Source organism: Streptomyces sp. SAJ15 (genome assembly GCF_007595705.1).
Taxonomy (GTDB): domain Bacteria; phylum Actinomycetota; class Actinomycetes; order Streptomycetales; family Streptomycetaceae; genus Streptomyces.
Genome location: NZ_NISY01000006.1, coordinates 257940 through 284584, shown reverse-complemented (window position 1 = coordinate 284584; position 26645 = coordinate 257940). Strand labels below are relative to the sequence as shown.

Below are 26645 nucleotides of genomic sequence, written 5' to 3'. Positions count from 1 at the left end.
CCACAGCACCAGCCGACGTTCAGCGGATCCTTTTTCGACCGCACTCCCCCGCGAGGCCGGGTCGCGGTGTTCAGTCCATCGTGAGGACGACCTTGCCGCGGTTGCTCCGCCGTTCCAGCCGCTGGTGGGCCCGGCTTGCCTCGGCGAGCGGGAAGGTGGCCTCCACCGGGACGCGGAAGGTGCCCTCGGCGACGCGTCGGGCGATCTCGTTCAGGTCGTCGCCGGGCGCGTAGCCGTGTTCCAGCCGGTTCGTCAGCTGGAAGCCGTGAATGGTCACGTTCTTCGGATAGAAGTCGAGGGTGTTCACCGTGCTCGGTTCCAGGGCCACGTTCGCGAGGGTCACCACCCGCCCCGCGTAGCCGACCTGCCGCAGACTCTGGGCGAACACCGCGCCTCCGACCGTGTCGAGTACGACGTCCGCGCCCTGCCCGGCCGTCAGCCGCAGCACCTCCTCCACCACCGCCTCACCCGGGTGCTCGGAGGTGTCGATGGTGTCCTGAGCACCCAGTTCGCTCGCCCAGGCGGCCTTGGCGGCCGAGCTCGTGAGCGCGATGACACGGGCTCCCGCGTCCACAGCGATCTGCACCGCCGCGCTGCCCACACCGCTGGCCGCCGCATGCACCACCACCGTCTCCCCCACGGCGACCCGCGCGACCCGCCGCAGGCACAGCCAGGCGGTCAGCCAGGCCACCGGCAGCGCCGCGGCCTCGGTCATCCCGACCCCGTCCGGCAGGACGGTCACCTGTGCCACCGGCACCGCGGCGAGTTCCGCGTAGAAGCCGGGTTCGTTGACCGGGCCCATGGCCATGACGCGCTGCCCGGCCGCGACCCCGCTCACGCCCTCACCGACGGCGACCACCGTTCCGGCGGCCTCCAGTCCGGGGATCAGCGGCGGCCGGCCCGCCCGGTGGTAGCGGCCGGTGCGGGTCAGCACGTCCGCTCGGTTCACCCCCGCCGCCTCGATCCGCACCAGAACCTCCCCGGGCCCCGCCACCGGGTCGGCCACCTCGACCGGAACCAGCACCTCAGGCCCGCCGAACTCCTCGATCCGTACGGCACGCATAACGCTCCACCCCTCTTCATGACGCCGGCCGGACACCCAGGCCGGAACACCTGTTCAACGGGTGTCACTCTCCGACACCGCATCAGGAGGTGTCAAGCGTTAAGATCGACGCATGAATCCGACGCGCCCAGAAGCACCCGCGGACGGGGGCCGCGATCCCCTCCTCGCCTTTCCGTTGATCGGGGGCCGCGCCTGCCTGAACTTCGTCGCCACGCTCGGCAAACGGCACACCGATCGCATCGAACGTCTCCCCCTACCCGAAGCGCTCGCCCGCTGGTTCGACGAGGCCGGGCTACTCCCCATGCCGCCGGAGGGTTTGCCCGTCACCGAGCAGGACCTGGCGGACGCCCGCCGACTGCGGGAGGCGATCTTCGGGCTGCTCACCGCCGCGATGCGTCAGCGGGTCCCGGAAGCGGCCGACCTGGACGCCGTCAACGCCGCCGCCGCCCGGCCCGACCTCGTACCCCGACTCGTCCGTGCCGACGAGGAGCCCGGCCGGATGTCCCTGCGCCGGCGGGCCGACCACCCGGTACCCGCCGCGCTCTCCACCGTCGCGCGCGACGCCATTCTGCTGGTCGGCAGCCCCTTGATGGAGCGGGTCAAAGAGTGCGAGCGCCCGGAGTGCTCCCTGCTCTTCCTCGACGACTCCCAGGCCCGCCGCAGACGCTGGTGTTCCATGGAACGCTGCGGCAACCTCGCCAAGATCGCCGGCTACCGCTCCCGATCAGCGCGCCGGGCCTGACGCCACCGGGGAGGCCGAGCGGCCGACCCCGCCGCCGAGCTCCCCGACCGGGAGCCTTGGGGAACGCGCCGTCGCGCACGGGGCCGGTCACGCCGTACGACGGCGCGGCTTCGCCGCGCCCGGGCCGAGCACCGGCACCGCGCTGCCCGCGACGACCGCCACGCCGCGGTGGAAGACCACCCCGAACCGCCGTCGCGTGAACTCCCCTCGCACTAGGCTCGCTTGAGGAGCACCACCGTGGTCGCCCGGACCGCGCGGAGCGCGCCGGAGCATCGCCCGCCGTGGCAGGGGGCCACCCGTACGGACGGGAGCTGCCGTGTACAACGTCGCCACGTTCGGCGTGTCGTTCATCGCCCTGGTCCTCTCGGCCCTCGCCGCCTGGCGGCAGCACCACCAGGCGCGGTCCCAGAGCGCGCTGACCACGATCCTGGAGGTGTACTTCCGCGACATCCGCGACATGGATTTCCAGCGCGACCAGACCTATGTCGTCACCCGCCTGGGAACGGAGCACCCGCCGCCGACGGAGGGCGGCATAGCAGCCCTCCCCGAGCAGGCCCAACACGCCATCTGGAACGTCGCGTTCATGTACGAGAGCGTCGGCATGATGCACGCCCTGGACATGATGGACTCCCACGTCGCGCTGGGCGTCTTCAACTTTCGGATCACCCAGGTGTGGGAGGCGTTGGAGCCGTACATCATGGCGGAGCGCGCGGTCCGGCAGGCGCCCTTCCTGGCCTTCTTCGAGAACCTCTACCTCGAGGCGCGTGCCACACCACCGGAGGAGCTGTACCGCGAGCTGGGCCTGCGCACCATCGGCGGCTTCACCCCCGGCGGCGGGTGAGCGCCGGCCTTCAGGCCCGCCGACAGCGGCCTACTCCCACGAGTCAGTGGAAAGCCTGCTGAGAGGACGTCGTTCTGGGCGTTCCCCGTCGCATCGGGCCAAGGCGCACCGCACTTCGCCTACCTGCGGTGGGGGGCCGACGCGGACGCCGAGGAGGGGCGGTTGACAGACCTGGAGGACGGCGCGCCGGTGGTGATCGGAACCGGTCGAGGAGACGGTCGCCGAAGCCCGCGCGACACTGGAGGGAGCCCCGGATCAACGTCTTCTTCAGCGGATTCACGCGGTGGCGCCGAGTCTGGCGCGGAGCCAAGCGGAGCCAAGGAGTGGAGCCATGGGACACAACACGGACGAGGCCGGCGCCTCCCGCCCCGAGCCGGACAGGAAGCCGCCCGCCAACGGGCCCACGGACCTGCCCGGGAAGACGTGGCAGGGGGCGCTCAAACGCACCGTGACGGAGTTCAGGGACGACAATCTCACCGACTGGGGCGCCGCGCTCACGTACTACGGGGTGCTCTCGATCTTCCCCGCCCTGCTGGCCCTGGTGTCCATCCTGGGCCTGATGGGGAGCTCCAGCGTCCAGTCGCTGATCGACAACCTGAGCAGCGTGGCCCCGGGGGCCGCCCACGACACCCTCGACAGCATGCTCAAGCAGATCCAGGACAACCAGGGCGGCGCCGGCATCGCGCTGGTCATCGGCACCCTGATCGCGCTGTGGTCGGCGTCCGGATACATCGCGGCCTTCATGCGCGCTTCCAACGCGGTCTACGACATCGGGGAGGGGCGGCCGGTGTGGAAGACGCTGCCCACCCGGTTCGGCATCACGATCGTCGTCGTGGTGCTCCTGGCGGCGATCGCGGTCGGCGTCGTCTTCACAGGCACCATGGCCAAGAAGACCGGGCAGGTCCTGGGCGTCGGGGATACGGCCATCACGGTGTGGAACATCGCCAAATGGCCGGTGATGGTCTTCCTGTTCAGCCTGATCATCGCCCTGCTGTACTGGGCGTCACCGAATGTCAAGCGCGGCTTCCGCTGGGTCACCCCCGGCAGCATCCTCGCCTGCCTCATCTGGATCATCGCCTCCGGCGGCTTCGCGCTGTACGTGGCGAACTTCGGCAGCTACAACAAGACCTACGGCAGCCTGGCCTCGGTGATCATCTTCCTGATCTGGCTGTGGATCTCGAATATCGCCATCCTGCTCGGCCTGGAATTCGACGCCGAACTGGAACGGGGCCGCGCCATCGACGCAGGGCACCCACCCGGCGAGGAGCCGTATGCGGAGCCCCGCGACACCCGCAACCTCTGAACACCCGCCGCGGGCACCGTCACGGCGGATGCGCGGCCGGAGGCAGCGATGAAGGTCTCCATGCTCGCCTACGAGCCACTGGGCATCCGCAGCCGCTCCGCAGTCCTAGCCGCGGCGCCAGGCGGGGTTCAGCCGGATCTCGATGTCGTCGGACAGCGGCTCCGGCGCCGGGTCGGCGGTGACGCGGACCCGTATCGGACGGTCGGTGTCGGCCTCGGCGAACGACAGGGGCGGGCGGCCTTCCTGTAGGTACTTGTCGCCCCACTGCATCAGCGACAGGAACACCGGGAGCAGGTCCTCACCGGCCTCCGTCAGCCGGTACTCGTCCCGGGCCCGGCTCCCCGGCTCCCGGTAGGGAACGGGCTCGACGATCCGCGCGGCCTTCAGCTGCTTGAGCGCCCGCGACACCGCGGGGGCCGAGGCCCCGATCCGTTCCACGAAGTCCTCGAACCGAGTGGTGCCGTAGAAGCACTCGCGGACCACCAGGAACACCGTCTTGGTGCTGAGCAGGTCCAACACCCGCCCCGCCGAGCATCCGTCGCCGATCGACCACGCGTCTCGGTCGCGCAGCCGTTCCTCGAACCTCATCGCCACCCCGGCATTGTAACTAACGATTGCGTTATCCAGCGGGGCGTGATTCCATCTGACTAACGTCAACGTTATCCAGGTGGGGGTACTTGTGGTCGCAGTGGCAGGCAGGGTGGTCGTGGTGACCGGGGGCCGGCGGGGACTGGGCGCGGCGCTGGTGGACGAGGTGCTGGCGCGTGGGGCGCGAAAGGTGTACTCGACCGCGCGCTCGGCGTACCTCGACAACCGTCCAGAGGTGATTGCCGCCGAACTGGAGGTCCGCTCGGCGGCGTCGGTCGCCGCCCTCGCGAAGGTCGCCGCCGATGTCGAGATCGTGTTCAACAACGCGGGAGCCCTGCTGCCGGCTCCGCTGCTGACGGGCGACTTCGAGCGCGTCACCGCGACGTTCGACGTCAACGTCTTCGGGCTGCTGCGGGTTGCTCGAACGTTCGCGCCGATCCTGGCCGCGAACGGCGGGGGCGCACTGGTGAACATGCACTCCGTGCTGTCCTGGCTGGCCGGCAGCGGCGCCTACGGGGCGTCCAAGGCTGCGGCGTGGTCCGTCACGAACTCGCTCCGACTGGAACTGGCGCGTCAGAACACCCAGGTCGTCGGCGTACACGCAGGGTTCATCGACACCGAGATGGTCTCCGCCTTCGAGCTTCCGAAGGCGACGCCGGCCGAGGTGGCCGCGCGGATCGTCGACGGCCTGGAGGCCGAGGCCACGGAGGTGCTCACGGACGACGCCACAGTCGCCGCCAAGGCGGCGCTGTCCGGACCCGTGGAGCGCCTGGCCTTCTCAGCCGCCCGTTGACACCCATCCCTCCATTCGAGGAGTACCGAACCGCCATGCCACTGTGGACCGTTCACCACACGCCCGGAACCTTCACCGAGGCGGAGAAGCGTCGACTCGCCTCCGACATCGCCGACCACTACGAAAAGGTCGGGCTGCCCCGGTTCTACGTGGTCACACTGTTCCACGAGACCCGGCCTGAGGACTTCTACGTCGGTGGGGAGCCCACCCCGGTCGGGGTCCGCATCACCATCGATCACATCGCCCGCCGCAACCCCGACCGGGAGAGCCGTCGCCGGACCGCCCAGTGGATCGATGGCATGCTGCGGCCCCACCTGGAACGGAGCGCAGGGCTGCACTGGGAGTTCCATATCGACGAGACCAGCGACGACCTCTGGATGATCAACGGCATCGTGCCGCCCCCGGCGGGCTCCGACGCCGAGAAGCTCTGGGCTGAGAACAACTCGGCGTCCCCCTACTGATCAGGCCCGCCGGCACCGTCCCCGGACCAGTCGCCATGACCGCCTCCGGGCCTCGGGACGGCCCGCCGCTTCGGCCGGGCCGGAGCCCCGGCGCTCAGCCGCGCTGGGCGGCGTCGTAGACGGCCCGCGCGGTCTTGTCGAACGTCGGCCCGTACATCGGGGAGCCGCCGTCGCCCTCGCCGTGGCTGTTGACCGAGACCACGGTGCCCTTACCGGTGGCGGAGTCGAAGCCGGCGAGCCAGGGGCCGCCGCTCGCGCCGCCGCCGAGGTCACAGGGGACGCGCTGCTCGCCCTCGGGGGCGCGCTGAGAGGTGCCAGCGCAGTACAGCAGATCCTCGCCCCGCTGGGGAGTGGTCCCCGGATAGCCGAAGGCGGTGACCCGCTCACCGGCCGGACGGCCGAAGGCGATGTCCTGTGCCCCCACCGCGTCGGTGAGCCGCTTCCCCTTGGCCGGGGTGGCGACGACCATCGCCGCCACGTCGTTGACGGTGTTCTCGGCCCAGGAGCGCGGTGTCATGGTCGCCTTGACGGCATAGCGACCGTACGGCGCCTTGCCCTTGGCGTAGCCGGGGACGAAGACGATGTCGCTGTAGGTGTTGGCGGGCGAGGAGCCGAGGCGGGCGCAGTGGGCGGCGGTCATGATCACTGAGCGGTTGCCGCTGGTGACGGCGCTGGCCGTGCACCAGGTGTCCTGCCCCCTCGAGTTGACGAAGAAGAGCCGGCCGATGCTGGGGACGCCCTTGCCGGTCCAGGGCTTGCTCAGCGGTCCGGTCCGTCCCTGGTCGATGTCGCGGCCGACCTGCTTCATGCGTGCGGGCGTCCAGTGCGAGAGGGCGGCGGCCTGCTCCGCCGCCGTGTAGGTGACCGTGCCGACCTGCCCGGTTCCGGCGGCGGCCGCCGCGGGTACGGCCGGGGCCAGCAGGGGGCCGGCCAGGGCCAGCAGGGCGGTGGCGAGACCGGAGACGGTGCGGCGCACGCCTCGGGACGGGCTGGGTGACATGGGTGTCCTCTCGGATGATCGGGATGGGGCCATCACCCGGAAGGATGCGATTTCGGCGAGTGGGGTGCATCCGTCGTCTGATCTTTCGTTGCCATGGCCATCTTGTTCGGTGTGAGGTATCAGCCCGTCGCACCTCCGCCGCGTCCGGATCACCCGCCGCGGTGTTCCGCCGCACTCGCGGACGTGGCGGCGTTCAGCGCGGAATCACCCAGCTCGGCGCCCAGGTCCCGGCGGCGTCCTGGTCGGCCGCCGTGGCGGCGAGGTGGGCGCGGAGGATGGCCAGCGCCGGGTGGGGGTTGTCGCGGTGCCAGAGGAGCGAGTGCGGGTAGACGGGCGTCGGGTCGGTCACCGGGATGCGGCGCAGGCCGTGGTCGGCGGGCCAGACGAGGCGGGTGCGTTCGCCCATGAAGGTGGCCAGGGCAGGGGTGTCGGCGATGGTGTCGAGGAGCGCGTCGGAGCCGAAGTTGGGGCCGGTCGCCTCGATGGTGAGTCCGAACTCGGCGACGAGGTCGTCGTAGTAGGCGGCCCACTCGGTACCGGGCACGATGCCGGGCATCCAGATCCGGTGCCCGGCGAGCTGGGCGACGGGCACCGACCGGGCGTCCGCCAGCGCGTGGGCGGGGCCGATAAGGAGCTGGAGCGGTTCGTCGAGCACCCGGACGGACTCGATGTCTTCGGGGAGGGGCCGGCCGGGGGCGGCGACGGCGCGGAAGGACGCGTCGATCTCACCGGACCGGATGGCGGTGACGGCCGTTTCGATGTCGGACAGCATCACCACGTCGAGGTCGATCTCGGGCCGCGCCCGGTGGAAGCCGCGCATCAGGCCCGACGGGGCGACGCGCGAGGCGATCACGTCGACGCGCAGCGGACGGTGGCCGGGGCGCACGGACGCGACCGCGCGCTCGGCGACGCGCAGCAGCTCGCGCGCGTGGGGCAGGAACGCCTGCCCGTCGATGGTGAGCCCGGCGCCGCGCGCGGTGCGGGTGAACAGCCGCACGCCGAGGCCGCGTTCCAGCGCGGCGATGCGCTTGGAGACGGCCTGCTGGGTGACCGCCAGCTCGGCGGCGGCCTCCTGGAACCGCCCCGCGTCGACGACGGCGACGAAGGTCCGGACGGTGTCGAGGTCCATGTCGACACCCTAGGGACACAACCGTTGGTTGTGGCCAGGCGGTCCTGCGGTTGTTTGATCCCCGGGTGTGCTGCTCGCTTTGATGCTTCCGATCGCGGATCGGTGGTGCGGGTGAGTGGCGGAGGGGCGTCGGGCATGAGCAGCGGGCACCGGCTGGGGCGGCGGTTCGGGTGGCTCTGGGCCGCGTACGGGACCAGCGCGCTCGGCACGTGGCTCGCCTTCGGGGCGTTCCCGCTGATCGCCATCCAGGTGCTGCACGCCGGACCGGCCGAGGTCGCCGCGCTCTCCTCCGTGGGAGCCGCGGTGGGCGCGGCGGTGGCGGTGCCGCTCGGTCCCTGGGTGGAGTTCCGCCGCAAGCGGTCCGTGCTGGTCGCGATGGACCTGGTGCGGTGCGCGGCGCTGCTGACGGTCCCCAGCGCGTACGCGCTCGGCGTGCTCACCTTCCTTCAGCTCCTGCTGGTCTCGGTCGTCGTCGCCGCGGCCGACATCACCTTCCGCGCCGCCTCCGGCGCGTACCTGAAGACACTGCTGCCGGCCGAGGACCTGCTCGTCGCCAACGCCCGATTCGAGTCCACGACCTGGACGACCACGATCATCGGACCGCCGCTGGGCGGCGCCGCGATCGGGCTCCTCGGCCCGGTGGCGACGGTGGTGGCCGACGCGGTCAGCTACCTGCTCTCGGCCCTGGGCATCCGCGCGACGGGCGGCCACGAGCCGCGGCCCGAGCGCCGGGAGCCCGCGCGCGTGCGGGCCGGGGATCTGCTCGACGGCTGGCGGTACATCCTCGCCGACGCGACGCTGCGTTCGCTGTTCTTCAACACCGCCGTGTTCAACGGCCTGGTGATGGCCGCCCAGCCGCTGCTGGCCGTCCTGATGCTCGGCCAACTCGGCTTCGCCCCTTGGCAGTACGCCCTCGCCTTCGCCGCGCCCTCGATCGGCGGGCTGCTCGGTTCGCGGCTGGCCCGACCGCTCGTCACCCGGTTCGGGCAGCACCAGGTCCTGGTCGTGTCCGGGGCGCTGCGCGCGCTCTGGCCCATCGGCCTGGCCTTCCTGGGGCCGGGTGGCGGAGGTCTGCTGCTGGTGATGGGCGTCGAGCTCGGGCTCATCCTCTGCTGCGGGGTCTTCAACCCCGTCTACACCACCTACCGCCTCGAACGCACCGCGGCCGGCCGGGTCACCCGCACGCTGACCGCCTGGGCTGTGACGGCCAAGGCCACGACCGCGCTGCTGACGGCCGTCTGGGGCGTGCTGGGCAGCCTGCTCGGCCCGCGTACGGCCATCGGCCTGGCCGGCGTGCTCCTGCTGGCGACCCCGCTGCTGCTCCCCCGCCGCGCGGCAGCGCCCCTCTCCGAGCCGGAGTCGGCTCCGAGCCGCACCTGACGGCCGCCGTCACGGCCGACGCCGCGGCCGGGGGCTTTCGGCGATGAGCTCCGGCTGTCCGTGTGCGCGCATTCACCTCACCCGGTATCGTCCTAATACCGCACATTCCGCCCCATACCGCTGTGGCGTTGTCGACCGGGCAGCCGTGGACTGACAGAGGAGCGGGATCACATGGCAGAGCGCAGCATCAGTCCAAGCGGCCCGTCATCCGCGCCGGAAAGGGGCGACGGCCCGTCATCCGCGCCGGAGCAGGGCGCTCCGGAGAAGGGCAGGGCCCCGCGGACGAGAGCGCCACGCCGGTGCGCCCGGCGGCGCCCCGGCGGGGTGCCCACCCACGCGGCGGCCGCCGCGGCCGCCCTGCTCCTCGCGGCGTTCGGCCTGACACCGAGCAGTGCCGCATCACCACGCAGTGCCGCATCACCACCCCGCCACACCGCCGGACACAGCCCGACCGCCCCGTCGCGGTTCGTGCCCGGTCCCTGCCCGAAGACGCCCGAGCCGATCGCCGCGCTGAACACCGCGCGGTGTGGCTTCCTGGAAGTCCCCGAGAACCGCGCCCGCCCTGGCAGCCGGACGATCCGACTGGCCGTGGCGGTCATCCCCGCCATATCGGCGAAGCCCGCCGAGGACCCGGTGGTCTTCATGGCGGGCGGCCCCGGCGGCGACACGTTCGACGACATTCCCTTCCTGGTCGACTCCGGCCTGAACCGGGATCGCGCACTGATCATCATGGCCCAGCGCGGCAACCTCTACTCGCAACCGAACCTCGCCTGTCCGGAGATGGACCGGTTCTACGCCGAGTCCGTGGGGCTCGGCTACGCTTCGCCGCAGGCGGAACGGCTCCTGCTCGACTCGGTGAAGAAGTGCCGGAACCGCCTGGCAGCCGACGGGATCGACCTGAGCGCCTACAACACCACGGAGAACGCGGCGGACTTCGCCGGCCTGCGCACGGCGCTGGGCATCTCCCGGTGGAACGTCTACGGGTACTCCTACGGCAGCGACCTGGCCCTCACCTACCTGCGCGAGCATCCTCGGGGGATTCGCGCGGTGGCGATCGACTCGGTCACCCCTCCGCAGGTCGCAACCCTCCCGTGGACCTGGAGCAGCGCCCGGGAGGGGATCGAGAACCTCCTTGAGGCATGCGCGGCCGAGCCCCGCTGCAAGAGCCGCTACCCGGACCTCCGTCGCACCCTCACCGAGCAGGTGCGCAGGCTGGAGGCACAGCCCCTGACGCTGAACGCCCGGCCGCCCCGCGGAGGAGACCCGGTGAAGGTCGTCCTCGACGGGGGCGCACTGCTGAACCTGCTGGTCGCCAACGCCATCCCGCCGCCCGACGTCCCCGCGGCGATCGAGGAGCTCGCCCACGGGCGTCCGGAGCGCTTCGCGCAGGCCCGCGCGGCCGGCTCGGTCCAGGTCGTCGGTGAGAACGCCCACGGCCTGACGGAGTCGGTGGCGTGCAGCGAGTGGGTGCCGGGCTCGACGCCGTCCGATGTGCTGCGGGCGGGGCGCCGGGCCTTCCCCGGGTGGCCGGACACCGTCCTGGCCCAGGCACCGCAGCTTCCGTTCCAGCACCAGGTGTGCCGCATCTGGGACGTTCCTGACCGCACATCCCTCCAACGGGTGGCCACCGTCAGCGCCGTGCCGACACTCCTGATCTCCGGGACGTTCGACACGAAGACCGGGGCGAGCTGGGCGCGGGTCGCGGCCCGTACGCTGTCCCGCTCGACCTCCGTGCAGGTCCCCGGCATCGGACACTGGGTGGTCCCGCAATCGCCGTGCGCGCAGCGCGTGCTGGCCTCGTTCCTCGCTCGTCCGACCGCGCCCGACACCGGGTGCGTGGCCGGTCTCACGCCGAAACCGTTCACGATCATCCCGAAGTGACCGGGAGGTCAGATGGCACTCAACCACCCGCCCCGTCGTCGCGGCACCGTTCGGCTCCACGCCATGTCGGCCGCGGTGGCGACCGGAATCCTCGTCACCGGCCTGCTCGCGACGCCCGCCCGCGCGGAACACCACGGCACCAGCACCTCCACCGGAGCGGGAATCGGCACCGTTGCCCGGACGGTGGGCGATGCCCGCTTCGAGCCGGGCCCTTGCCCGAAGACGCCGGAGCCGATCCCCGCGCTCACGGAGGCCCGCTGCGGCACACTCACCGTGCCCGAGAACCGCGCCGAGCGCGACGGTCGCACGATCACCCTCGGTGTCGCGATCGTGCCGGCGGCGGCCGCCCGACCGAAGCCCGACCCGATCGTGTGGTTCGCCGGTGGACCGGGCGACGACGCGGTCGGGGAGGCGCAGATGGCGATCGACGGCGGCCTGAACCGCGACCGGGACGTGATCTTCATGTCCCAGCGGGGGACGTACTCGGCCGACCCGGCGCTCACCTGCCCCAATATCGACGAGTTCAACGCACGCGTGGTCGGCCTCGTCTTCGGTGCGCCGTCCACCGAGCGCCTGCACGTCGAGGCGACGCGCACCTGCCGCGAGCGGTTGGCGGGCCGCGGTGTCGACCTCAGCGCCTACGACGACACCGAGAGCGCCGCCGACTACGCGGATCTGCGCGTCGCGCTGGGCCTCGATCAGTGGAACGTGTTCGGCATCTCCTACGGCACTCACCTGGCGCTCATCTACATGCGCCAACACCCCCAGGGAATCCGGTCGGTCGGCATCGACGGCATCCTGCCGCCGTCCAAGGCGGGTTCGGCGCTGGCCTGGAGCAGCGCCCGGCAGGGCTTCGACGGCCTGTTCAAAGCCTGCGCGGAGCAGCCCGCGTGCGACCGCCGCTATCCGAACCTGTCCGCCACCTTCGACCGCCTCGTCCGTGAACTGGAAGCTCACCCGGTCACGACCACCGTCACGGTCCCCGGCCACCCGGAGCCGGTGAAGGTCGTACTGGACGGCGGAGCCCTGGTGAACTGGATGACCTCCGCCACCCATGTGGCGCCGGGCGTACCCCGTTCTCTCGACGAACTGGCCCACGGCAACCCGCAGCGGATCGCCGAGCAGTGGGCGGGCGGCAGGCTCAGCCCCCAGGCATTCGGCAGGGTCGCCCACGGGCTCGCCTACGGCGTCTTCTGCAGTGAGTGGGTGCCGTACGAGAGCCAGGCCGAGGTGATCCGGGCCGGGCAGGAGGCGTTCCCGTCGTTCCCCCGCTCGGTACAGGCCCAGGCTCCGCAGCTCACCTTCCTCCGTCCGGACTGCGCCGTCTGGAACATCCCCGCGGCGCCGCCCTCCATCCGCGACGTCACACGGAGCGACATCCCCACCCTCGCCCTGTCGGGCGGCTTCGACTCCCAGACCGGGGCGGACAACGGCCCGTACGTCGCCCGTACGTTGAGTCAGGCCACCGTCGTCACGGTCCCCTACGAGCCCCATGTGGTGTTCGCCACGTCACGGTGCGCCCAAGAGATCACCGCCTCCTTCTTCGACACTCCGACCGCTCCGAATACCGGATGCGTCACCGGCCTCAAGCCGCCCCAGTTCGAGATCGGGCCGTGAGCGCAGGGCTCACAGTCCTGCGGCATCTTCCGTGCCCGGTCTCGGGCTGCTCGGCAGGCGCGAGCGCGTCACCACCCTCGGCGGTCGGCTGCGCGCCGAAGCGCGCGGCGGGGGCGGCTTCACCGTCCATGCCGAGCTCCCCGTGGAGCGGACCGGGCGCAGCTCGTGGTGCTCGCCTACGAATCCGGCCTGGTAGCCCCGCGTGCCTGCTAGAGGCGGGGAAGATGCTGTCCGCCCAGGAAGCCATCACCGGGACACCCGGTGCGCCGCCGCTCACCTCGGTCCGCGGCGGAGTCCTCAGCGGGGAGTCAGATCCCTGGTGACGACCCGAAGCAGATCGGTCTCCGAGATCTTGGCCTCTTCCGACGTGAACACCAGGGTCGGGTACTCGGGGTCGGCGGGCTTGTCCAGGGTGATGACCACGAACGGTTCGTAGAAGGAGCGATACTCGTTGGTCGCTCTCCAGAACTTCTGCTTGAACACCCGCGCCGGGCCCAGCGGGGTGCTCACCGTACGAGCGGTCTTGTTCACCGCGGGTGGGATATCGGCGGCCGTCCGGTAGCGGGGGTGCATGCCGTTGTGCGGATTCTCGTTCCTCTCCTTGTCGACCTCGCAGGAGGTCGGCATCGAGTACCAGGAGTAGTAGACGTTCCAGTGGTCGTCGACGGCCCGCTGAGGCGGGACCCGGCATTCAGCCGGGGTGCCGGGGGCGGTCACCAGGGTGTGGCCCTTCTTGACGTCCACGCCGTCCGGCAGCGTGAGCCGAAGACGTGGCACGCCGTCACCGCCGATGGAGTGCGGGGTACCCGGGTCGGCCTCGCGGTCCCAGTCCGCTCCGAACGACACGGGTGCTTTCGATGCCTCGTCGTCGCCGTCCCCGGCGCATCCGGAGAGGGCGGCCGTCATCCCGAGCGCCGCGACGCAGACCAACCACGCTCGGCCGCCCGTTCGTCGACGCCTCGCCTTCTCCCCCGCCCGCATCCGTCCGCCCCCATCCGCCCGGTCCCTGATCGCCGGTTCAGTTCACGTTTCGCCAGGGAGGGACGCGAGACGGCGAAGCCCGGTTCCGTAGCCCCGCCTCGGGAGCCCCAGCCGTCGAAGTGGTCGTTCGCCGTGGCCTGCTCCCCCGTGCGCCACACCGCCGGGTAGCCCGCTCCCCAGCGCGCCACGCCGCCGCGTGGCGCGCTCCCCCGTGCGTCACGCCGCCGGGTAGAGCACCCGGATGCCGTCGATGTCGTCCTGTGACAGCGTTCGACGGGGGCCGCCGTAGAAGGGTGCCATCACCGCCGTGTTCACCTGGGAGTGGTCCAGGCCGAGGAGGTGACCGATCTCGTGGAGCGCGACGGTCTCGGTGTCGATGGTCTGTCCGCTGCCCGTCAGGCTCCACTTCTCGGCCTCGTCGAAGTGCAGCGCCCCGGCGTTGGGCCCGCCGCACGGTGGGGGGAAGAAGGCGTGGGCGAGGGTGTTGCCGACGCCGTCGAACGCGGATCCGTCGCCGTGGGAACTGCTGGCCCATGTGATGGTGAAGTCCGCGTCGGAGGAGTCGCTCTCCTCGAAGGTCATTCCGGAGAGAACCGCCGCCCAGGTGTCGAAGGCCCTGCCGACCGCGCCACGCTCGTCCTCGGCGGCGATGTCCTGGGTGCCGTTGAGGAACCGGTAACGCATGCTCTCCTGTTCGTACTTGCAGCCTCTCAGTACGAATTCGGCACTGGCGCCGCCCCGCATCTGGTCGACGCTCCGGGTGTCGGGCACTCCGCAGCGGCGGCGCTCCATCGCCTCGATGGTCGTCCGGTCCACCTCGCCGGTCTCCTCGATGCCGGCGAACCGCTGGAAGGTGGCCACCGCCTCGCTTGTCGCGGTGTCGAGCCGGCCCTGCTCCTGCCTGCCGCGGAGGTAGCCGTACCTCGAGAGATACTCCTGGACCTTGACGAGCTCGGGGTTCTCGTCGCCCACACCGGCGCGCTCAAGCTCGATCGTGAACCGTTGCTCGGCCATTCCCGCCTCCCGTTCTCAGAATCTGCGCACGATCCCCTCAGCCCCGCTTTCCATCGTGCGCAGGTGACCGGGCATCCGCACCTCGGGTCGGCCCTCCCGGCAGGGCGCCGGCCCGCGGCCCCCGCCGGGGCGGCCGGCCCGGAGCGCCACGGCAGGTGGCGGAGTAGAAGTGATCATCACCGCGCCACGGAAGGGGACCGCCGGTATACGGAGCACGGGGTGTTGGGGCCGCGCTGGGTCTACGACGGGGCCCATGACCCGGTGCTGGTCGCCGAGTTGCTGGCCTTGGTGGAGGGCCGGGTCGAGGCCCAGGCGCAGAGCGTCAGCGACACCGTAGACCGGCAGGTCACCCGCTCCTACATCGGCACGTTCCCCCTCGGTGACGGCATGGCCACCAGCGCCGCGGACGACCGGGAGGGCACCGAGCTACGTGCGCCGCGGGGTGTGACGCTCCGGCTGCAGCGCGTCCTGCGGCCCAGCCCGGACGGCCGGGATCACCTCCCGGAGGGTGCGACCGGCCAGGTCACAGGCCACTGGGCCCTGCCGGACGGCACCCGGATCCGTGGACTCTTCGCGGTACTCCACACCGCCGCGGCCGCCTCGTAGGGCTTCGCGCGGGCACGCGTGGACGCCGGGCTTCCACCGCTGCGGACCCCCTGCCCGCGGAACGGCGCCCCAGTCCCCCTGACCGGATGAGTCCTCGGATCCGGGGCTCAGCACCTCGACGTCACGACTGGTCAGGGTCAGGGTACGGAGATCAGCAGGTGGACGGCGAGTGCGGTGATCAGGGTGCTGGAGGCCATGGCGGTGACGAGCCGCCCGCGGTCTCCGGTCAGCGCCCGGCCGAGCAGTGCTCCGCCACCGGCGAGCAGCAGTTGCCAGCTGGCGGATGCCGCGAAGGCGGCGAGGACGAAGACGGCTTGCTCCAGCAGGGTGGGATCCGCCGCGGTCTGGCCGCCGAGCACGAGCGCCGCGAAGTAGAGCACGGTCAGGGGGTTCATCATGGTGATCCCCAACAACCCCAGATAGGCCCGCGCGGGGCCGATACGGGCTGCCTCTGTCCGGGCCGCCGCCGTCCGGCGTTCGCGGTACCGACTGATCGCGCTGGCACCGCTGTGGGCCGCCAGCGCGATGAGCACCACGGCCGAGGCACAGCGCAGAGGAATGGCGATCGGCTCGACGACGTGGGTGAGTCCGGAGCCCCCGACCACGGCGAGCAGGGCATAGAGGCCGTCGGCCGTGGCGACACCCAGCGCGGCGGCGGCGCCGACCCTCCACGACGTCCGGGCCGTGAGGGCCACCAGATACGTCGCGACCGCCCCCACCGGAACGGCGATGCCGTATCCGGCGACGAGGCCCGCGACCAGGGCGGCGGTCACGAGCGCGCGGGCATCGGCCTCCGGGTTCGGCCGGGCTGCTGCTGGCCGCACGCCGATCGGTCGGCGGTGGTCGGCGGCAGGAAGGCGACGGTGATGGTCATGGGCAGATCCTGTGGTGCCGCGGCGGCCCGGGCAACTCGTTTTTCGAGACGCCTGCCGAGCTGAGGCCCGTGCCGATCAAACTCGGCGGCCGGTCATCTCGGCGACTCGGTCATCTCGGCGGCCGGTCATCTCGGCGACTCGGTCATCTCGGCGGCCGGTGATCTCGGCGGCTCGGTCATCTCGCGCCGGCCAGAAAGGTGCGTCGGTACGCCGCCGGTGACACACCGATCGATGCCTGCAGATGGTGCCGCAGGGACGCCGCGGTCGCGAAGCCGACCTCGCCCGCGATGCGGTCCACGGAAAGGTCGGTGGACTCCAGGAGCCGGCGTGCCCGGTGCAGTCGTTGTCCGATGAGCCAGCGGCCCGGACTCGTACCGGTCTCCTCCTGGAAGCGACGGGCGAACGTGCGCACGCTCATGCGCGCGTGGCCCGCGAGGTCGGCGAGGCTGAGCGGCTGGTCCAGGCGCGCCAGGGCCCACTCGCGTGTCGCGGCGGTACCGGTGGCGGACGGTTCGGGGACGGGTTGCTCGATGTACTGGGCCTGCCCGCCGTCGCGCCACGGCGGTACGACGCACCGGCGGGCCACACTGTTGGCGACCTCGCTCCCGTGGTCCTCGCGGATGAGGTGCAGGCAGACGTCCACTCCGGAGGCGGCCCCGGCGGAGGTGAGCACATCACCGTCGTCGACGAACAGCACCTTCGGGTCGAGCGCCACCCGGGGGAACATGCGGCGGAAGGTGTCGGCCAGCGCCCAGTGGGTGGTGGCGGGGCGTCCGTCGAGCAACCCGGCGGCCGCGAGGACGAAGGCGCCGGTGCAGATGGACACCAGGCGGGTGCCCGGCCGGATCTGTGCGAGTGCGTCGGCAACCGCCGCCGGGAGCTCGGCGCTGATCAGGGACATGGAGCACGGCGGGACGACGACCGTGTCGGCGGTGCGCAGGACCTCGGCGCCTTGTTCGACGCTCAGTGTGAAGTCGGAGTCGCTGCGCACCGGACGGCCGTCGACCGTACAGGTGAGGACCTCGTATCGGCCGTCCGCCGAGCCGAAGACCCGCTGGGGGATGCCGAGTTCGAAGGGGTAGAACCCGTCGAGCGCCAGGACGACCACACGATGCATGGCAGGATCCTAGCGAAGGTTGACCATCGTGCCATTGTCGGGGCGTTGCCGAGATCGCAGCCTGGAGGCATGAGCGAACTCACCACCACCATGCGTGCCATCAGCCAGGATGTCCTCGGCAGACCCGAGGTCCTGAAGGAGGTCGAGCTGCCTGTTCCGACCCCGGGTCTGAACGAGGTGCTCGTGCGGGTGCACGCGGCCGGGCTCAACCCGACCGATTGGAAGCACCGGGCCTTCACATTGTTTCTGGGCGAGCCCCCGTATGTCCTGGGCTGGGACGTCTCCGGCGTCGTCGAGGCGGTGGGGGTCGGGGTCACCCTGTTCAAGCCGGGGGACGAGGTCTTCGGGATGCTTCCCTATCCGTACGGCGCCGGCTCCCACGCCGAGTACGTCACCGCTCCCGCGCGTGCCCTGGTGCGCAAGCCCTCTTCCATCGACCACGTCGCGGCGGCCGCCCTTCCGCTCGCGGGGCTCACGGCCTGGCAGGCTCTCGTCGACACCGCCGATGTCCAGGCCGGACAGCGCGTCCTCGTCCATGCCGCGGCCGGCGGCGTCGGGCACATGGCCGTCCAGGTCGCCAAGGCGCGTGGCGCGTACGTCATCGGCACGGCGAGCGCGGCGAACCACGACTACCTGCGCGAGCTCGGCGCGGACGAGGTCATCGACTACCACACCACCGACGTCGCGGAGACGGTGCGCGACGTCGACGTCGTCCTGGACGCCCTCGGCGGCGAGGTCCGCCTCCGCTCCCTGCGTACGCTCCGCCCCGGCGGCCTGCTCGTCTCGTTGCTGCCCCACGGCACGGAGGGACTCTCCGAGGAGGCCGACAGGCTCGGTGTCCGCACGGAACTCCTGCTCGTCGAGGCCGACCACGCGGGCATGACGGCCATCGCCGACCTCGTCGAGAGCGGCAGGCTCCGGCCGACCGTCGCGGGCGCCTTCCCGCTCGCCGAGGCCGCCACGGCCCACGCGCTGGGCGAGACCGGGCGTACCCGGGGCAAGCTGGTCCTCGTCGTCCGCTGAGCGGGCCTCAGACGGACCGGACCACTGGTTAGTCGTCCGAGCCGGTAGCCGACGGCGGTACCTCGACGACGAAGAACAGGAAGCAGGTTTTACTCGAAAGGTCGTGGAAGCCGTCGGGGAACAGCTCACGGGCGGCGGGGTCGGGCTGCGGCTCGCTGATGACGGAAAGACGGAAGCCGGCGGTGGCGAAGGCATCGATCATCGCGTGCAACGGCCTGCGCCAGAACCTCATCGGGGCGGCCCGCATCCGCGCCTTCGACGGCGCCGTGGACCCCGTCCGCGCCAAGGGCCTGCTCACCGCCCTGGAGCTGCTGCGGGCCGACGCGGCACGCGGCGCCCCGCTCGACTTCGAGCTGCTCCGCGGCTGGCAGCAGCACGTCCTCGGCGCACCACAGCCGCCGTCGTTCCGCACCTCGCCCGGTACATCGACATCCGCCTCAGGGTGACCCGACGCACCGCCGCCTCCCCCGGCTCCGCACCGCCCTGAGCGGCTCAGGTGGCCTGCCGCTGCTCCTCACCGGGCTCCGCGGCACTCGTCGACCGCCTGGGCGATCATCCGGTACAGCTCGAAGCCCAGGTCCTTGTCGGCCCGGCGGAAGAGTTCGGGATAGAAGCCGGGAAAGGTGTTCTCGTCGACGATGACCGGCAGGCCCTGGTGAAGGATCATGTCGAAGCCGATGATCTGCGCCCCCATCACGTTCTGAGCCCGCGAAGCCAGCTCCGCGTGGGCGGCCGGCACCTCGCACAGATCGACCTCGCCACCCGCTCCGGCCAGGTCGTAGACCTTCGCCGCGCCGCCTCGCATCGCCGCCCAGCGCGAGGGCCGCTTGCGGTAGCCGTACATGATCTCGCCGCCCACCATCGCCACCGAGACCCACTCGGCGAGGTCGTTGTCGTAGAACCGCTCCAGCAGCAGTGTCCCGTCGCCGGCTCCCGGAGCGGTCGCGGCCAGGTAGCCGACAGCGTCCCGCAACGTGGCGAAATCCTCGATGAGCAGCACCCCCCGCCCGAAGTAGCCGAAGCGGGGTTTGAGCAGGGCGCGGCCCCACTCCGCGAGGACCGGCTCGGCCGCGCCCACGTTGCCCTGGTCCAGCAGGACGGTGTCCGGTACCCGTACTCCGGCACGGCGCAGCAGCAGGTGGGCGCGGAATTTGTCGATGCCGACGGCGAACATGTCGGGGTCGGCGACGACCCGGGTGTCGTGGCTGAGGGTCCGTAGCGCTTCGAGGTGATAGCTGCCGGGCCTGCGGTCGATCTGCGCGTGCCATACGTACAGGTCCAGCTCGTTGAGGCAGATCTCCCCGTGGTGCACCCGACCGCCACGGATGTAGCTGCGGTCGATGTTCAACCCGTGGAAGAACTGGACATCCGCCATGTCGGCGAGGAGGCCGAGGCATCGGTCCCGGGCTTCCACCGGGACGGCGGCGCTGTGCGGCAGCCGCCACACGGCCTCGGAGGTCCCGACGGGCCCACTGGACAAGAAGGTCCCCACCCGCAGCCCTCGAGCAACCATCGATTCCTCCACAGCCGTGCCGTAACAGACAGGGAGGGAGACCTCTCCTCCCATATCCACTCTCGGAGGGAACCGGGGGTTCAGTCGACCGACCGCGCCGGACAATCCCGGACGAAGCGACGCATTGAGCGCCCTCGGCCCCTGCTGATGCCCCCGCCGATGCCCTCGCCGATGCGCCTGCCGATGCCTTGCCGATCCGCCTGCCGAGGCCCTCGCCGATGCGCCTGCCGGCCGGAGCCCCGCAGCCGTCGCCGGCTCCCGCGCCGGACCGCGCGCCGCGGTCCGCCCTCGGCTGCCGTGTGCTCACTCTTCCAGATGCCGCTGCAGGTTGATGTGACGGAACTGGTAGACGGCCCCGGTCTTGCGGAGCACTCCGCGTTGGCGGTGTGCGTCGTCCAGGAAGGCCATCAGGTCGCCGGGAAGACGTTCGCGTACGAACAGGTAGCCCCGGGCCAAGGTGAACAGCCCCCAGGCCGTGCCTCCGAAACCGACTGCCAGTCCTATCGCCACCCCCACCACGGGGGTGGCGACCACAGCCGCGGTCCGGCCTGCCACCAGGTCCGCGACCAACCCCGCCACCGGCCCGGCAGCCAGGGCCCACAGGAGCATGATCCGCCACGCGGTCACCCGGTCCCGGCTGAGGGACTCACCGGGGCCGCTGCCGGCGGTGACGTCCATGGCCTTGGGGCGCAGCCCGGTCATGAAGCCGACCGCGAAGCCGATGGCGAGTACGCAGACCAGGGCGAGTCGCAGTCCGGTGACGGGCCCGATGGCGAAGCCGGTCACCATCCCGGCCACCGTGCCGGGGACGAGAGTCGAGTGACGCCACGACCAGCGGATCCCGGCTGCGGGTTCCCGCCGCTGACCGGTGGCCAGGAGAGCCACCGGACCGACGGTGAGCCCTGCGCCCAGTCCGGCGACCGGTCCGGCGACGCACCACGGAACGACGGCGACCAGGGCCCCCGCGCCGACGGACACCAGCAGCCGCAGGGGCGCGGCAGGGATGGCCCGGTAGAGCTCCCACCAGGCGATTTCCGTACTGCCTTCGAGATGGACCTTCATGTGCCGGGCCAGGAAGACGAAGACCCGTTCGGCCTCGACATCGGTCCAACGGCGGCCACGCTGGGGGGCCGACCGATACGCGGTGCGTATGAAGGCGCGGAAGAGATGTCGCTCCACCGCCTCCCGGGTGGCGAATGTCAGCAGCTCCCGCGGCTCATCCCGCGGAGTCGGGGCCCGGGATACGGGCGCCTCGTCGGGGTGGTAGACCGCCCGAGCGAGAAAGACCCCCAGGGGCGTCGCGAGGGTTTGCGCCAAAGGACTGGTGCCGCCCAGTCTTTCGAGAACCGGACCCCACCGTTCTTCGACGGCGGCGGACGCCGTCGCCGTGCGTGGTCCATGTCCCAGGGCGGTGGCGCGCAGATACTCCTCTACCTCTTCACTGCGGAGGGGGAGGAGTTCGAGCGTGGCCGCCTCCCCCAGGGGCGCGGACACCTCCAGCAGCGCGCGGTACTCGGCGGACCGGCAGGCCAGCACCACCGGCTGGTCCAGGGGTAGCGACTCGTTCACCAGGGCCATAGCCCGCCGGCGCTGTTCCTTGGGCAACTCGTCGAAGCCGTCGAACATGGGGATGATCATTCCCCGGTTCAGCAGGGCGCGAGCGAGGCTCACCTCGCCGAACCCGGGCGGCGCCGGGTCGGCCAGAATCTCGTGATCACGCTCCAGCTGTCCGGCCATCCAGGTGTCCAAGGTGTCGTCCCGGCCGTCTCCCGAGCCGGGGCGGGGGTCCAGGCTCGCCACGGTGAAGAGCACGGGGACCCGGTCATCGGGCGCGCGCTGCCTGACCAGGCCCAGCAGCAGCCGGATCAGCAACGTCGTCTTCCCCGAGCCCGGCTCTCCCAGCAGGACCAGACGGCGGGTGGGGATCCGGCGCAGATAGGTCTCTGTGATCTCCTCTTCCTGACCGGCGAGTCCCTCAGGGCCGGCGGCCCAGCCGGCGGGATCCGACGGCGGACCACCAGGCCATCGCCGCGCCGCGGCGACCAGTTCGCTCCAGGGAACGGAGAGTTCCCGGGCGGCGGCGGCCCAGGAGACCGCGGGCGGAATCGGTCGGACCAGCCGCTGACGACTGAGTTCGGCGTCCCACTGCTGCCGCACCGCACCGGCCAGTTCCTGAACTGCCGACGGAAGCTCACGGCGCGCGCCCTCGATCCGGTCGCCGCTGAACGCCGCCCAGGTCAGGAAGGCTCCGGCGACCGTGGGCGGCAGGGCGGGCAGAGCGGCCGCCAGTTCACCGGCGTCGTACGCCAGACACACCGCCGCCACGAGGCCGCCAAGGGTGAGGAGGACATACAGGCGCCTGGTACGCCTCATGCGTTCCCGGACTCCGGCCCCCCGCCTCCCTCCGTCGGCTTCAGGCCGCGCTCTCCACCTGGGCCAGGTCTTCATGGCCTGCCAACGACACACCGAATCCACGGACACGCGACATGGCCGACCGCGGCCCGCGGCCCACCTTGTTCTCCAGAGGGGCTTCGCCGGGCGCGCTGAGCCGGAAGGTGCTGCTCAAGCGGCGGCGATGCCTGTTCGACCGGATGGGCTATCGTGCCTCCTCGACCTCGACTGTTCGCGAACGGGGGAAGAGGAGAAGGAGAAGATTCCAAGGTGTCCGATCTGGGGCGGCTCGTCGCCGACCGGTATCTGCTGGTGGAGCGGGTAGGCAGCGGCGGCATGGGCACGGTGTGGCGCGCCGAGGACAAGTTGCTCGGCCGTCATGTCGCCGTGAAGAAGCTGCACATCCCACCGCACCTGCATGACGACGAGGTCCACACGCTCTACGAGCGCACCCGCCGCGAGGCCCGCAGCGCCGCACGGATCGCCCACCCCAATGTCATCGTGGTGCACGACGTCGTCGATGACGAGGGTCTGCCGTGCATCGTCATGGAGTACATACCGTCGGTCACACTCGGTGATGTGCTGAAGCGGCAGGGCGCGCTGCCACCCGGTGAGGCCGCCCGGATCGGCTCCGCCATGGCCGCCGCCTTGCGTGCCGCCCACGATGCCGGCGTCCTGCACCGGGATGTCAAACCCGCCAACGTCCTGCTCGGTGACGACGGACGGATCGTGCTCACCGACTTCGGCATCGCCATGGAGGCGGGAACGTCGTCGCTGACCAAGCCCGGCGAGCTGATCGGCTCCATCCACTACCTGGCCCCCGAACGCCTCAGGCGCGGGAGCACCGAGCCCGGCCCCGCCAGCGACCTGTGGGCCCTCGGGGCCACCTTGTACCAGGCGGTCGAGGGGCGGCACCCGTTCCGCCGCGACACCCCGATCGAGATCGCGTACGCCATCGCCGCCGACACCTACGAGCCCATGCGCAACGCCGGGGGCCTCACCCCGGTGATCGAGGGGCTGCTCGTCAAGGAACCCGAGCAGCGTATGGACGTCCATGAGGTCGAGCGCCTCCTGGACGACGTGACCGGGACTCGGGCCGGCCTCCTGGCCTCCCCCACGCGGCCGGAACGCACCGGCGACGCCGCGGACCCTGGGCGGGGAGGCGGCGGCAGGAGCCGCGGGGTGTTGTGGTCCGTCGCGGCGGCGGCACTGGCCGCCATCGTGGCGGGCGGCGCGATGTGGTGGCCCAAGGGAAGTGCCGACCGACCGAGCACGCAGGGGCGGCCCACGGAGAACGCCTCGGTCTCCGCTTCGCACAGCAGCCCGGCCTCGCCTCCGACGCTCCCCGCCGGATACCACCTCGAAAAGGGGGACCGCGGCTTCTCCTTCCCCGTACGAGACGGCTGGACCCGCAAGCGGAAGCCCGGCGGTGAAGTCGTCTACGTAGACCGGTCCGGTTTGGTGGGCCTGAGGGTCAACGTCGTCACCTTCGCGGGTTCCGACCCGCTGCAGCACTGGCGCGACACCGAAGAGGACCAGACCCGCCGGATCAATCCCGGGTATGAGCGGGTCAGGATGGCCGCAACGACCTTCCGAGGACGGCCGGCCGGCTACTGGGAGTTCACATTCGACGGCAGGGCGCGGAAGTACCGGGCGGCGGAGCTGGCATTCGCCAGCGCCGACGGCACCCAGTACGTGGTCTACCTCTCCGCACCGGATGCGCAATGGCATCAGTATCGGCCGGTCCTCGACGCCACCGTCAACGGAGTCCACCTGAGTAACGGGTCTTGACAGATCTGTCGACCGAAGCGCTCGGGGCTGTCCGCCAGGCCGGCTGACGCCACGAGGCGCGATGGGACGCGATGGGACGCCGGTCCGGCTCCGTAGAGGGGTCGGGCCGGCGTCCTCCGGTCGGGCGCCGACTCCGTAGAGAAGGTCGGGCGCCGGCTCCGTAGAGGGGGTCGCGCCGGCGTCCTCCGGTCGGGCGCGTCAGAGGTCCCCGACATCGCCGGCGAGCGCGGAGGCGATACGCGCATGGGACCGGGCCTCCTCGGTGCGCCCCTGCCGCTCCAGGGTGCGGCCCAGCATCAGCCGGGCGTAGTGCTCGACCGGGTCGCGCTCTACGATGATCCGCAACTCGGTCTCCGCGCGGCGTAGTTGGGCCGAGTGGTAGTAGGCGCGCGCCAGCAGCAGCCGCGGCCCCGTCTGTTCGGGTACCTCCTCGACCAGCCCGCGGAGCACCCGTGCCGCGGCGGCGTAGTTCCTGGCCTCGAAGAACAGCTGCGCCCGCTCCCAGCGCTCGGCCGGGGCGCCGTGGGTGTAGTAGGCGTCGCCGGGGGCGCCGTAGGTCGTGTTCACTGGTGACCTCCTTCGGCGCCGTCAACCGCAACCGACGGTTGAATATTCCACTATCGGGGTCAGGGGGTCAGGCGGTCAGCGCCGCGAGCTCCGCGTTGGCGCGCTCGGTGACCAGGGCGAGGACGCGACCGGCGGCGGCCAGGTCCTGGGCGGGTATCTCACCCCAGATGCGGGCGGATACGGGGGCGGTCTCCGCGCCGACGGCGGCGATCAGCTCGCGCCCCGCGTCCGTGGGGCGAAGGTGCGCGCCGTCCGCGAGGAGCAGCCGCTTGGCCAGCAGCTCATCGAGGGTGGCACGGATGTCGTCCGGATCGGCCTTGAGGGAGCCCCGGACCTGGGCGACGAGATCGTCCGACGTCTGCGGGGTGTCGGCGGTGACGGCGGCACGCAGGGCGATCTGCTGCTGGAACGTGACGCCGTGCCGAGCCAGGACATGCTCCAGGACGCCGCGGGCGGCGTGGTGGGCCAGGCCGAGGGCGCGAGCGTCGGCGACGGGCGCGGCGGCGGAGGATGCGGTCGTGGTCATGGTGTTGCCTCCTGAGTGATCTCGTCGTTCGGTACGGATGGCGTGAGAGGCGCGTCGAGCAAGGTCGTCAGCTCGTCGGTGAACGCGCGCGTCCGGGGGGCGTCGAGGCCGCCGAGCGGCTCCAGCAACTGCTGAAGCAGCTCCTGGACCACCGCGATGGCCTGCCGCGTGACGGCCTGGCCCCGCTCGGTGAGGGCGAGCTGTACGGCGCGCGGATCGCGGGGATCGCGGGTGCGCTCGATCAGGCCGGCCGACTCCAGGGCGCGCGCCAGCTTCGAGACGTACAGCGCCTCCAGGCCGGTGTGGTCGGCGAGCCGGCGCTGACTGGGCCGCTCGCCGGCGCGCTGCATGCCGTGCAGCGACGCGACGAGCGAGTACTGCGCGTGGGTGAGACCCAGCGGAGCCACCGCGCGATCGACCGCGACACGCCACTTGTTGGCGAGCCGCCATACCAGGAAGCCGGGCGTGGGGCCCGGTGAGCCCTTACTCATGGCGAATAGATTACATGGCTACTATGTCCATGGCTACTATCGATGGCTCATCTATGCAGACGGCTGCTCTATGCCGACGACCTTGAGCAGGGCGAGGCGTTCGGCGGTGTCGCACCCGATGGGCGGCGTGTACACGGCACCGGATCGGCGGGGGCCGCCGTCAACTGGGGGCAGACGCTTCCCCGGTTCACCCCGCACCGGACCGTGATCACCCCTGACCTGTCCGGGACCGATGCCACCGTCGACGACGGCGCTCCGCTGACCGCCGAACGACTCGCCGCCCAGGTCATCGCCGTCATCGAGGCGACGGAGGACGGACCGGTCGACCTGCTCGGCTTCTCCATGGGCGCCACCGTCGCCGCCACCGTCGCGGCCCTGCGACCTGACCTCGTTCGGCGGCTGATCCTGGTCGCCGGCTGGGCCCACACCGGCAGTGACGAGTATCTGACCAGCCTCTTCACCCTCTGGCAGAACCTGGGAGCCAGCGACCCCGCGTCCTTCGGCCGCGCCGTCGCGATGACCGGCTTCAGCCGCGGCTTCCTCAACACCATAGGTCGCGACCAGTTCGAGGCCCTGATCCCCAACATGCCGCCCACTCCGGGCACGCTGCGTCATATCCACTACGACCTGCGGGTGGACATCCGCCCCCTGCTCCCCCGCATCGAGGCCCCCACACTCGTGATCGGCGGCAGCCAGGACATCACCGTCCCGGTGGAGCACAGCTGGGCCCTCCACGCCGCGATCAGCGGCAGCGGCTACGCCGAGATCGACGCGGGCCACGTGATGTTCTTCGAGCAGGAGGACGCCTTCGTCAAGTTGGTGACCGACTTCACCGAAGGCCCCTCCACGACACCCGCCGCGACCGACGCCTGAGCAGACACGGCCCCTGTCCGGGTGCTTCGCCTGTCGCGGCGCCGCCGCGCCGGGAACATTCCGGCGGACCACCGCGTTC

General features: G+C 71.4%; 27 protein-coding genes and 1 pseudogene. 14 read left to right on the top strand and 14 right to left on the bottom strand.

Translation table 11 applies throughout. From position 1 onward, the window contains the following. Positions 1-70: 70 nt before the first annotated feature. Entirely contained in the window at positions 71-1063 is a 993-nt protein-coding gene (locus tag CD790_RS18410; RefSeq protein WP_144384361.1) for a zinc-binding alcohol dehydrogenase family protein, read from the bottom strand. A gap of 112 nt (positions 1064-1175) precedes the next feature. Here CD790_RS18410 and CD790_RS18405 point away from each other — a divergent pair, with 112 nt between their 5' ends. The 3 genes from CD790_RS18405 to CD790_RS18395 all read left to right on the top strand — a co-directional run bounded on the left by CD790_RS18405 (position 1176) and on the right by CD790_RS18395 (position 3949). Continuing rightward, positions 1176-1805 (top strand): ABATE domain-containing protein, encoded by a 630-nt coding sequence (locus CD790_RS18405; RefSeq protein WP_144384359.1) that lies wholly within the window; start codon positions 1176-1178, stop codon positions 1803-1805. Between the two features lie 316 nt (positions 1806-2121). Further along, positions 2122-2646, top strand: a complete 525-nt coding sequence (locus tag CD790_RS18400; RefSeq protein WP_144384357.1) for a hypothetical protein — start codon at positions 2122-2124, stop codon at positions 2644-2646. Between the two features lie 331 nt (positions 2647-2977). Next, positions 2978-3949, top strand: coding sequence for a YihY/virulence factor BrkB family protein (locus CD790_RS18395; protein ID WP_144384355.1), 972 nt, complete (start codon positions 2978-2980; stop codon positions 3947-3949). Positions 3950-4054: 105 nt separating this feature from the next. On the opposite strand, the gene CD790_RS18390 is transcribed toward CD790_RS18395, so the two are convergent. Then, the gene (locus CD790_RS18390; protein ID WP_144384495.1) at positions 4055-4537 is read right to left on the bottom strand and encodes a helix-turn-helix domain-containing protein; all 483 of its coding nucleotides are present in this window, start codon (positions 4535-4537) and stop codon (positions 4055-4057) included. Between the two features lie 91 nt (positions 4538-4628). Here CD790_RS18390 and CD790_RS18385 point away from each other — a divergent pair, with 91 nt between their 5' ends. Both CD790_RS18385 and CD790_RS18380 read left to right on the top strand, forming a co-directional pair. Continuing rightward, positions 4629-5330 (top strand): SDR family oxidoreductase, encoded by a 702-nt coding sequence (locus CD790_RS18385; RefSeq protein ID WP_144384354.1) that lies wholly within the window; start codon positions 4629-4631, stop codon positions 5328-5330. Between the two features lie 35 nt (positions 5331-5365). Beyond that, positions 5366-5791 carry a tautomerase family protein gene (locus tag CD790_RS18380; RefSeq protein WP_144384353.1) on the top strand — a complete coding sequence of 142 codons (426 nt, stop codon included), beginning with the start codon at positions 5366-5368 and terminating at the stop codon, positions 5789-5791. A gap of 94 nt (positions 5792-5885) precedes the next feature. Here the strand turns inward: CD790_RS18380 and CD790_RS18375 are convergent, their stop codons facing one another. Then, complete coding sequence (locus CD790_RS18375; RefSeq protein WP_144384352.1) at positions 5886-6791, bottom strand: serine protease; 906 nt, start codon at positions 6789-6791, stop codon at positions 5886-5888. Positions 6792-6984: 193 nt separating this feature from the next. After that, positions 6985-7920 (bottom strand): LysR family transcriptional regulator, encoded by a 936-nt coding sequence (locus CD790_RS18370; protein WP_144384351.1) that lies wholly within the window; start codon positions 7918-7920, stop codon positions 6985-6987. A 135-nt stretch (positions 7921-8055) separates the two neighbouring features. Here CD790_RS18370 and CD790_RS18365 point away from each other — a divergent pair, with 135 nt between their 5' ends. From CD790_RS18365 to CD790_RS18350, 4 genes are all read left to right on the top strand, one after another. Then, positions 8056-9300: an MFS transporter gene (locus CD790_RS18365; RefSeq protein WP_144384349.1), complete on the top strand. Its 1245-nt coding sequence runs from the start codon at positions 8056-8058 to the stop codon at positions 9298-9300. Between the two features lie 324 nt (positions 9301-9624). Beyond that, the gene (locus tag CD790_RS18360; protein WP_399217771.1) at positions 9625-11181 is read left to right on the top strand and encodes an alpha/beta fold hydrolase; all 1557 of its coding nucleotides are present in this window, start codon (positions 9625-9627) and stop codon (positions 11179-11181) included. Between the two features lie 12 nt (positions 11182-11193). After that, the gene (locus tag CD790_RS18355) at positions 11194-12798 is read left to right on the top strand and encodes an alpha/beta fold hydrolase (RefSeq protein WP_186319092.1); all 1605 of its coding nucleotides are present in this window, start codon (positions 11194-11196) and stop codon (positions 12796-12798) included. A gap of 31 nt (positions 12799-12829) precedes the next feature. Beyond that, entirely contained in the window at positions 12830-12994 is a 165-nt protein-coding gene (locus tag CD790_RS18350) for a hypothetical protein (RefSeq protein WP_399217770.1), read from the top strand. A gap of 101 nt (positions 12995-13095) precedes the next feature. On the opposite strand, the gene CD790_RS18345 is transcribed toward CD790_RS18350, so the two are convergent. Continuing rightward, positions 13096-13644: a hypothetical protein gene (locus CD790_RS18345; protein ID WP_144384345.1), complete on the bottom strand. Its 549-nt coding sequence runs from the start codon at positions 13642-13644 to the stop codon at positions 13096-13098. 351 nt (positions 13645-13995) lie between these two features. After that, positions 13996-14793 (bottom strand): matrixin family metalloprotease, encoded by a 798-nt coding sequence (locus CD790_RS18340; RefSeq protein ID WP_144384343.1) that lies wholly within the window; start codon positions 14791-14793, stop codon positions 13996-13998. A gap of 219 nt (positions 14794-15012) precedes the next feature. Here CD790_RS18340 and CD790_RS18335 point away from each other — a divergent pair, with 219 nt between their 5' ends. Continuing rightward, positions 15013-15399, top strand: a complete 387-nt coding sequence (locus tag CD790_RS18335) for a hypothetical protein (RefSeq protein ID WP_144384341.1) — start codon at positions 15013-15015, stop codon at positions 15397-15399. Between the two features lie 137 nt (positions 15400-15536). On the opposite strand, the gene CD790_RS18330 is transcribed toward CD790_RS18335, so the two are convergent. Then, a complete protein-coding gene (locus tag CD790_RS18330; RefSeq protein ID WP_144384339.1) occupies positions 15537-16172 on the bottom strand; it encodes a LysE family transporter in 636 nt (211 codons plus the stop codon). Between the two features lie 277 nt (positions 16173-16449). Continuing rightward, positions 16450-17391: a GlxA family transcriptional regulator gene (locus tag CD790_RS18325; RefSeq protein ID WP_144384337.1), complete on the bottom strand. Its 942-nt coding sequence runs from the start codon at positions 17389-17391 to the stop codon at positions 16450-16452. Positions 17392-17460: 69 nt separating this feature from the next. Between CD790_RS18325 and CD790_RS18320 the strand changes: the two genes are divergently transcribed. After that, entirely contained in the window at positions 17461-18414 is a 954-nt protein-coding gene (locus CD790_RS18320) for an NADP-dependent oxidoreductase (RefSeq protein ID WP_222108270.1), read from the top strand. 28 nt (positions 18415-18442) lie between these two features. On the opposite strand, the pseudogene CD790_RS18315 reads toward CD790_RS18320, so the two are convergent. Next, positions 18443-18658: pseudogene (locus CD790_RS18315) on the bottom strand (SAM-dependent methyltransferase); the annotation flags it as partial. On the opposite strand from CD790_RS18315, the gene CD790_RS18310 reads away from it, so the two are divergent. Then, positions 18597-18860 (top strand): hypothetical protein, encoded by a 264-nt coding sequence (locus CD790_RS18310; RefSeq protein ID WP_260867715.1) that lies wholly within the window; start codon positions 18597-18599, stop codon positions 18858-18860. The pseudogene CD790_RS18315 and the gene CD790_RS18310 sit on opposite strands and share 62 nt — an antisense overlap. Before the next feature lie 68 nt (positions 18861-18928). Here the strand turns inward: CD790_RS18310 and CD790_RS18305 are convergent, their stop codons facing one another. Further along, on the bottom strand, positions 18929-19894 hold the full coding sequence (locus CD790_RS18305; protein ID WP_144384335.1) for a RimK family alpha-L-glutamate ligase: 966 nt from the start codon (positions 19892-19894) through the stop codon (positions 18929-18931). Between the two features lie 336 nt (positions 19895-20230). After that, positions 20231-22300, bottom strand: coding sequence for an NACHT domain-containing protein (locus CD790_RS18300; protein WP_186319091.1), 2070 nt, complete (start codon positions 22298-22300; stop codon positions 20231-20233). 288 nt (positions 22301-22588) lie between these two features. On the opposite strand from CD790_RS18300, the gene CD790_RS18295 reads away from it, so the two are divergent. Next, positions 22589-24109: a serine/threonine-protein kinase gene (locus CD790_RS18295; protein ID WP_144384331.1), complete on the top strand. Its 1521-nt coding sequence runs from the start codon at positions 22589-22591 to the stop codon at positions 24107-24109. A gap of 198 nt (positions 24110-24307) precedes the next feature. Here the strand turns inward: CD790_RS18295 and CD790_RS18290 are convergent, their stop codons facing one another. The 3 genes from CD790_RS18290 to CD790_RS18280 form a co-directional block, all read right to left on the bottom strand. Beyond that, positions 24308-24676, bottom strand: coding sequence for a tetratricopeptide repeat protein (locus tag CD790_RS18290; RefSeq protein ID WP_144384329.1), 369 nt, complete (start codon positions 24674-24676; stop codon positions 24308-24310). Positions 24677-24743: 67 nt separating this feature from the next. Beyond that, the gene (locus CD790_RS18285) at positions 24744-25202 is read right to left on the bottom strand and encodes a MarR family transcriptional regulator (protein WP_144384327.1); all 459 of its coding nucleotides are present in this window, start codon (positions 25200-25202) and stop codon (positions 24744-24746) included. After that, positions 25199-25693: a MarR family winged helix-turn-helix transcriptional regulator gene (locus CD790_RS18280; protein WP_144384325.1), complete on the bottom strand. Its 495-nt coding sequence runs from the start codon at positions 25691-25693 to the stop codon at positions 25199-25201. The genes CD790_RS18285 and CD790_RS18280 overlap by 4 nt, the downstream gene beginning before the upstream one ends. A gap of 42 nt (positions 25694-25735) precedes the next feature. Between CD790_RS18280 and CD790_RS18275 the strand changes: the two genes are divergently transcribed. Continuing rightward, positions 25736-26566 carry an alpha/beta fold hydrolase gene (locus CD790_RS18275; protein ID WP_144384323.1) on the top strand — a complete coding sequence of 277 codons (831 nt, stop codon included), beginning with the start codon at positions 25736-25738 and terminating at the stop codon, positions 26564-26566. Positions 26567-26645: the final 79 nt, after the last annotated feature.

Bases quoted from the DNA above. Each gene is read 5' to 3' on its own strand.
- CD790_RS18390 (WP_144384495.1), bottom strand. From the start codon at position 4,537: ATGAGGTTCGAGGAACGGCTGCGCGACCGAGACGCGTGGTCGATCGGC.
- CD790_RS18340 (WP_144384343.1), bottom strand. From the start codon at position 14,793: ATGGCCGAGCAACGGTTCACGATCGAGCTTGAGCGCGCCGGTGTGGGC.
- CD790_RS18365 (WP_144384349.1), top strand. From the start codon at position 8,056: ATGAGCAGCGGGCACCGGCTGGGGCGGCGGTTCGGGTGGCTCTGGGCC.
- CD790_RS18380 (WP_144384353.1), top strand. From the start codon at position 5,366: ATGCCACTGTGGACCGTTCACCACACGCCCGGAACCTTCACCGAGGCG.
- CD790_RS18355 (WP_186319092.1), top strand. From the start codon at position 11,194: ATGGCACTCAACCACCCGCCCCGTCGTCGCGGCACCGTTCGGCTCCAC.
- CD790_RS18275 (WP_144384323.1), top strand. From the start codon at position 25,736: ATGGCTCATCTATGCAGACGGCTGCTCTATGCCGACGACCTTGAGCAG.
- CD790_RS18320 (WP_222108270.1), top strand. From the start codon at position 17,461: ATGAGCGAACTCACCACCACCATGCGTGCCATCAGCCAGGATGTCCTC.
- CD790_RS18280 (WP_144384325.1), bottom strand. From the start codon at position 25,693: ATGAGTAAGGGCTCACCGGGCCCCACGCCCGGCTTCCTGGTATGGCGG.
- CD790_RS18375 (WP_144384352.1), bottom strand. From the start codon at position 6,791: ATGTCACCCAGCCCGTCCCGAGGCGTGCGCCGCACCGTCTCCGGTCTC.
- CD790_RS18285 (WP_144384327.1), bottom strand. From the start codon at position 25,202: ATGACCACGACCGCATCCTCCGCCGCCGCGCCCGTCGCCGACGCTCGC.
- CD790_RS18370 (WP_144384351.1), bottom strand. From the start codon at position 7,920: ATGGACCTCGACACCGTCCGGACCTTCGTCGCCGTCGTCGACGCGGGG.
- CD790_RS18395 (WP_144384355.1), top strand. From the start codon at position 2,978: ATGGGACACAACACGGACGAGGCCGGCGCCTCCCGCCCCGAGCCGGAC.
- CD790_RS18325 (WP_144384337.1), bottom strand. From the start codon at position 17,391: ATGCATCGTGTGGTCGTCCTGGCGCTCGACGGGTTCTACCCCTTCGAA.
- CD790_RS18410 (WP_144384361.1), bottom strand. From the start codon at position 1,063: ATGCGTGCCGTACGGATCGAGGAGTTCGGCGGGCCTGAGGTGCTGGTT.
- CD790_RS18405 (WP_144384359.1), top strand. From the start codon at position 1,176: ATGAATCCGACGCGCCCAGAAGCACCCGCGGACGGGGGCCGCGATCCC.
- CD790_RS18300 (WP_186319091.1), bottom strand. From the start codon at position 22,300: ATGAGGCGTACCAGGCGCCTGTATGTCCTCCTCACCCTTGGCGGCCTC.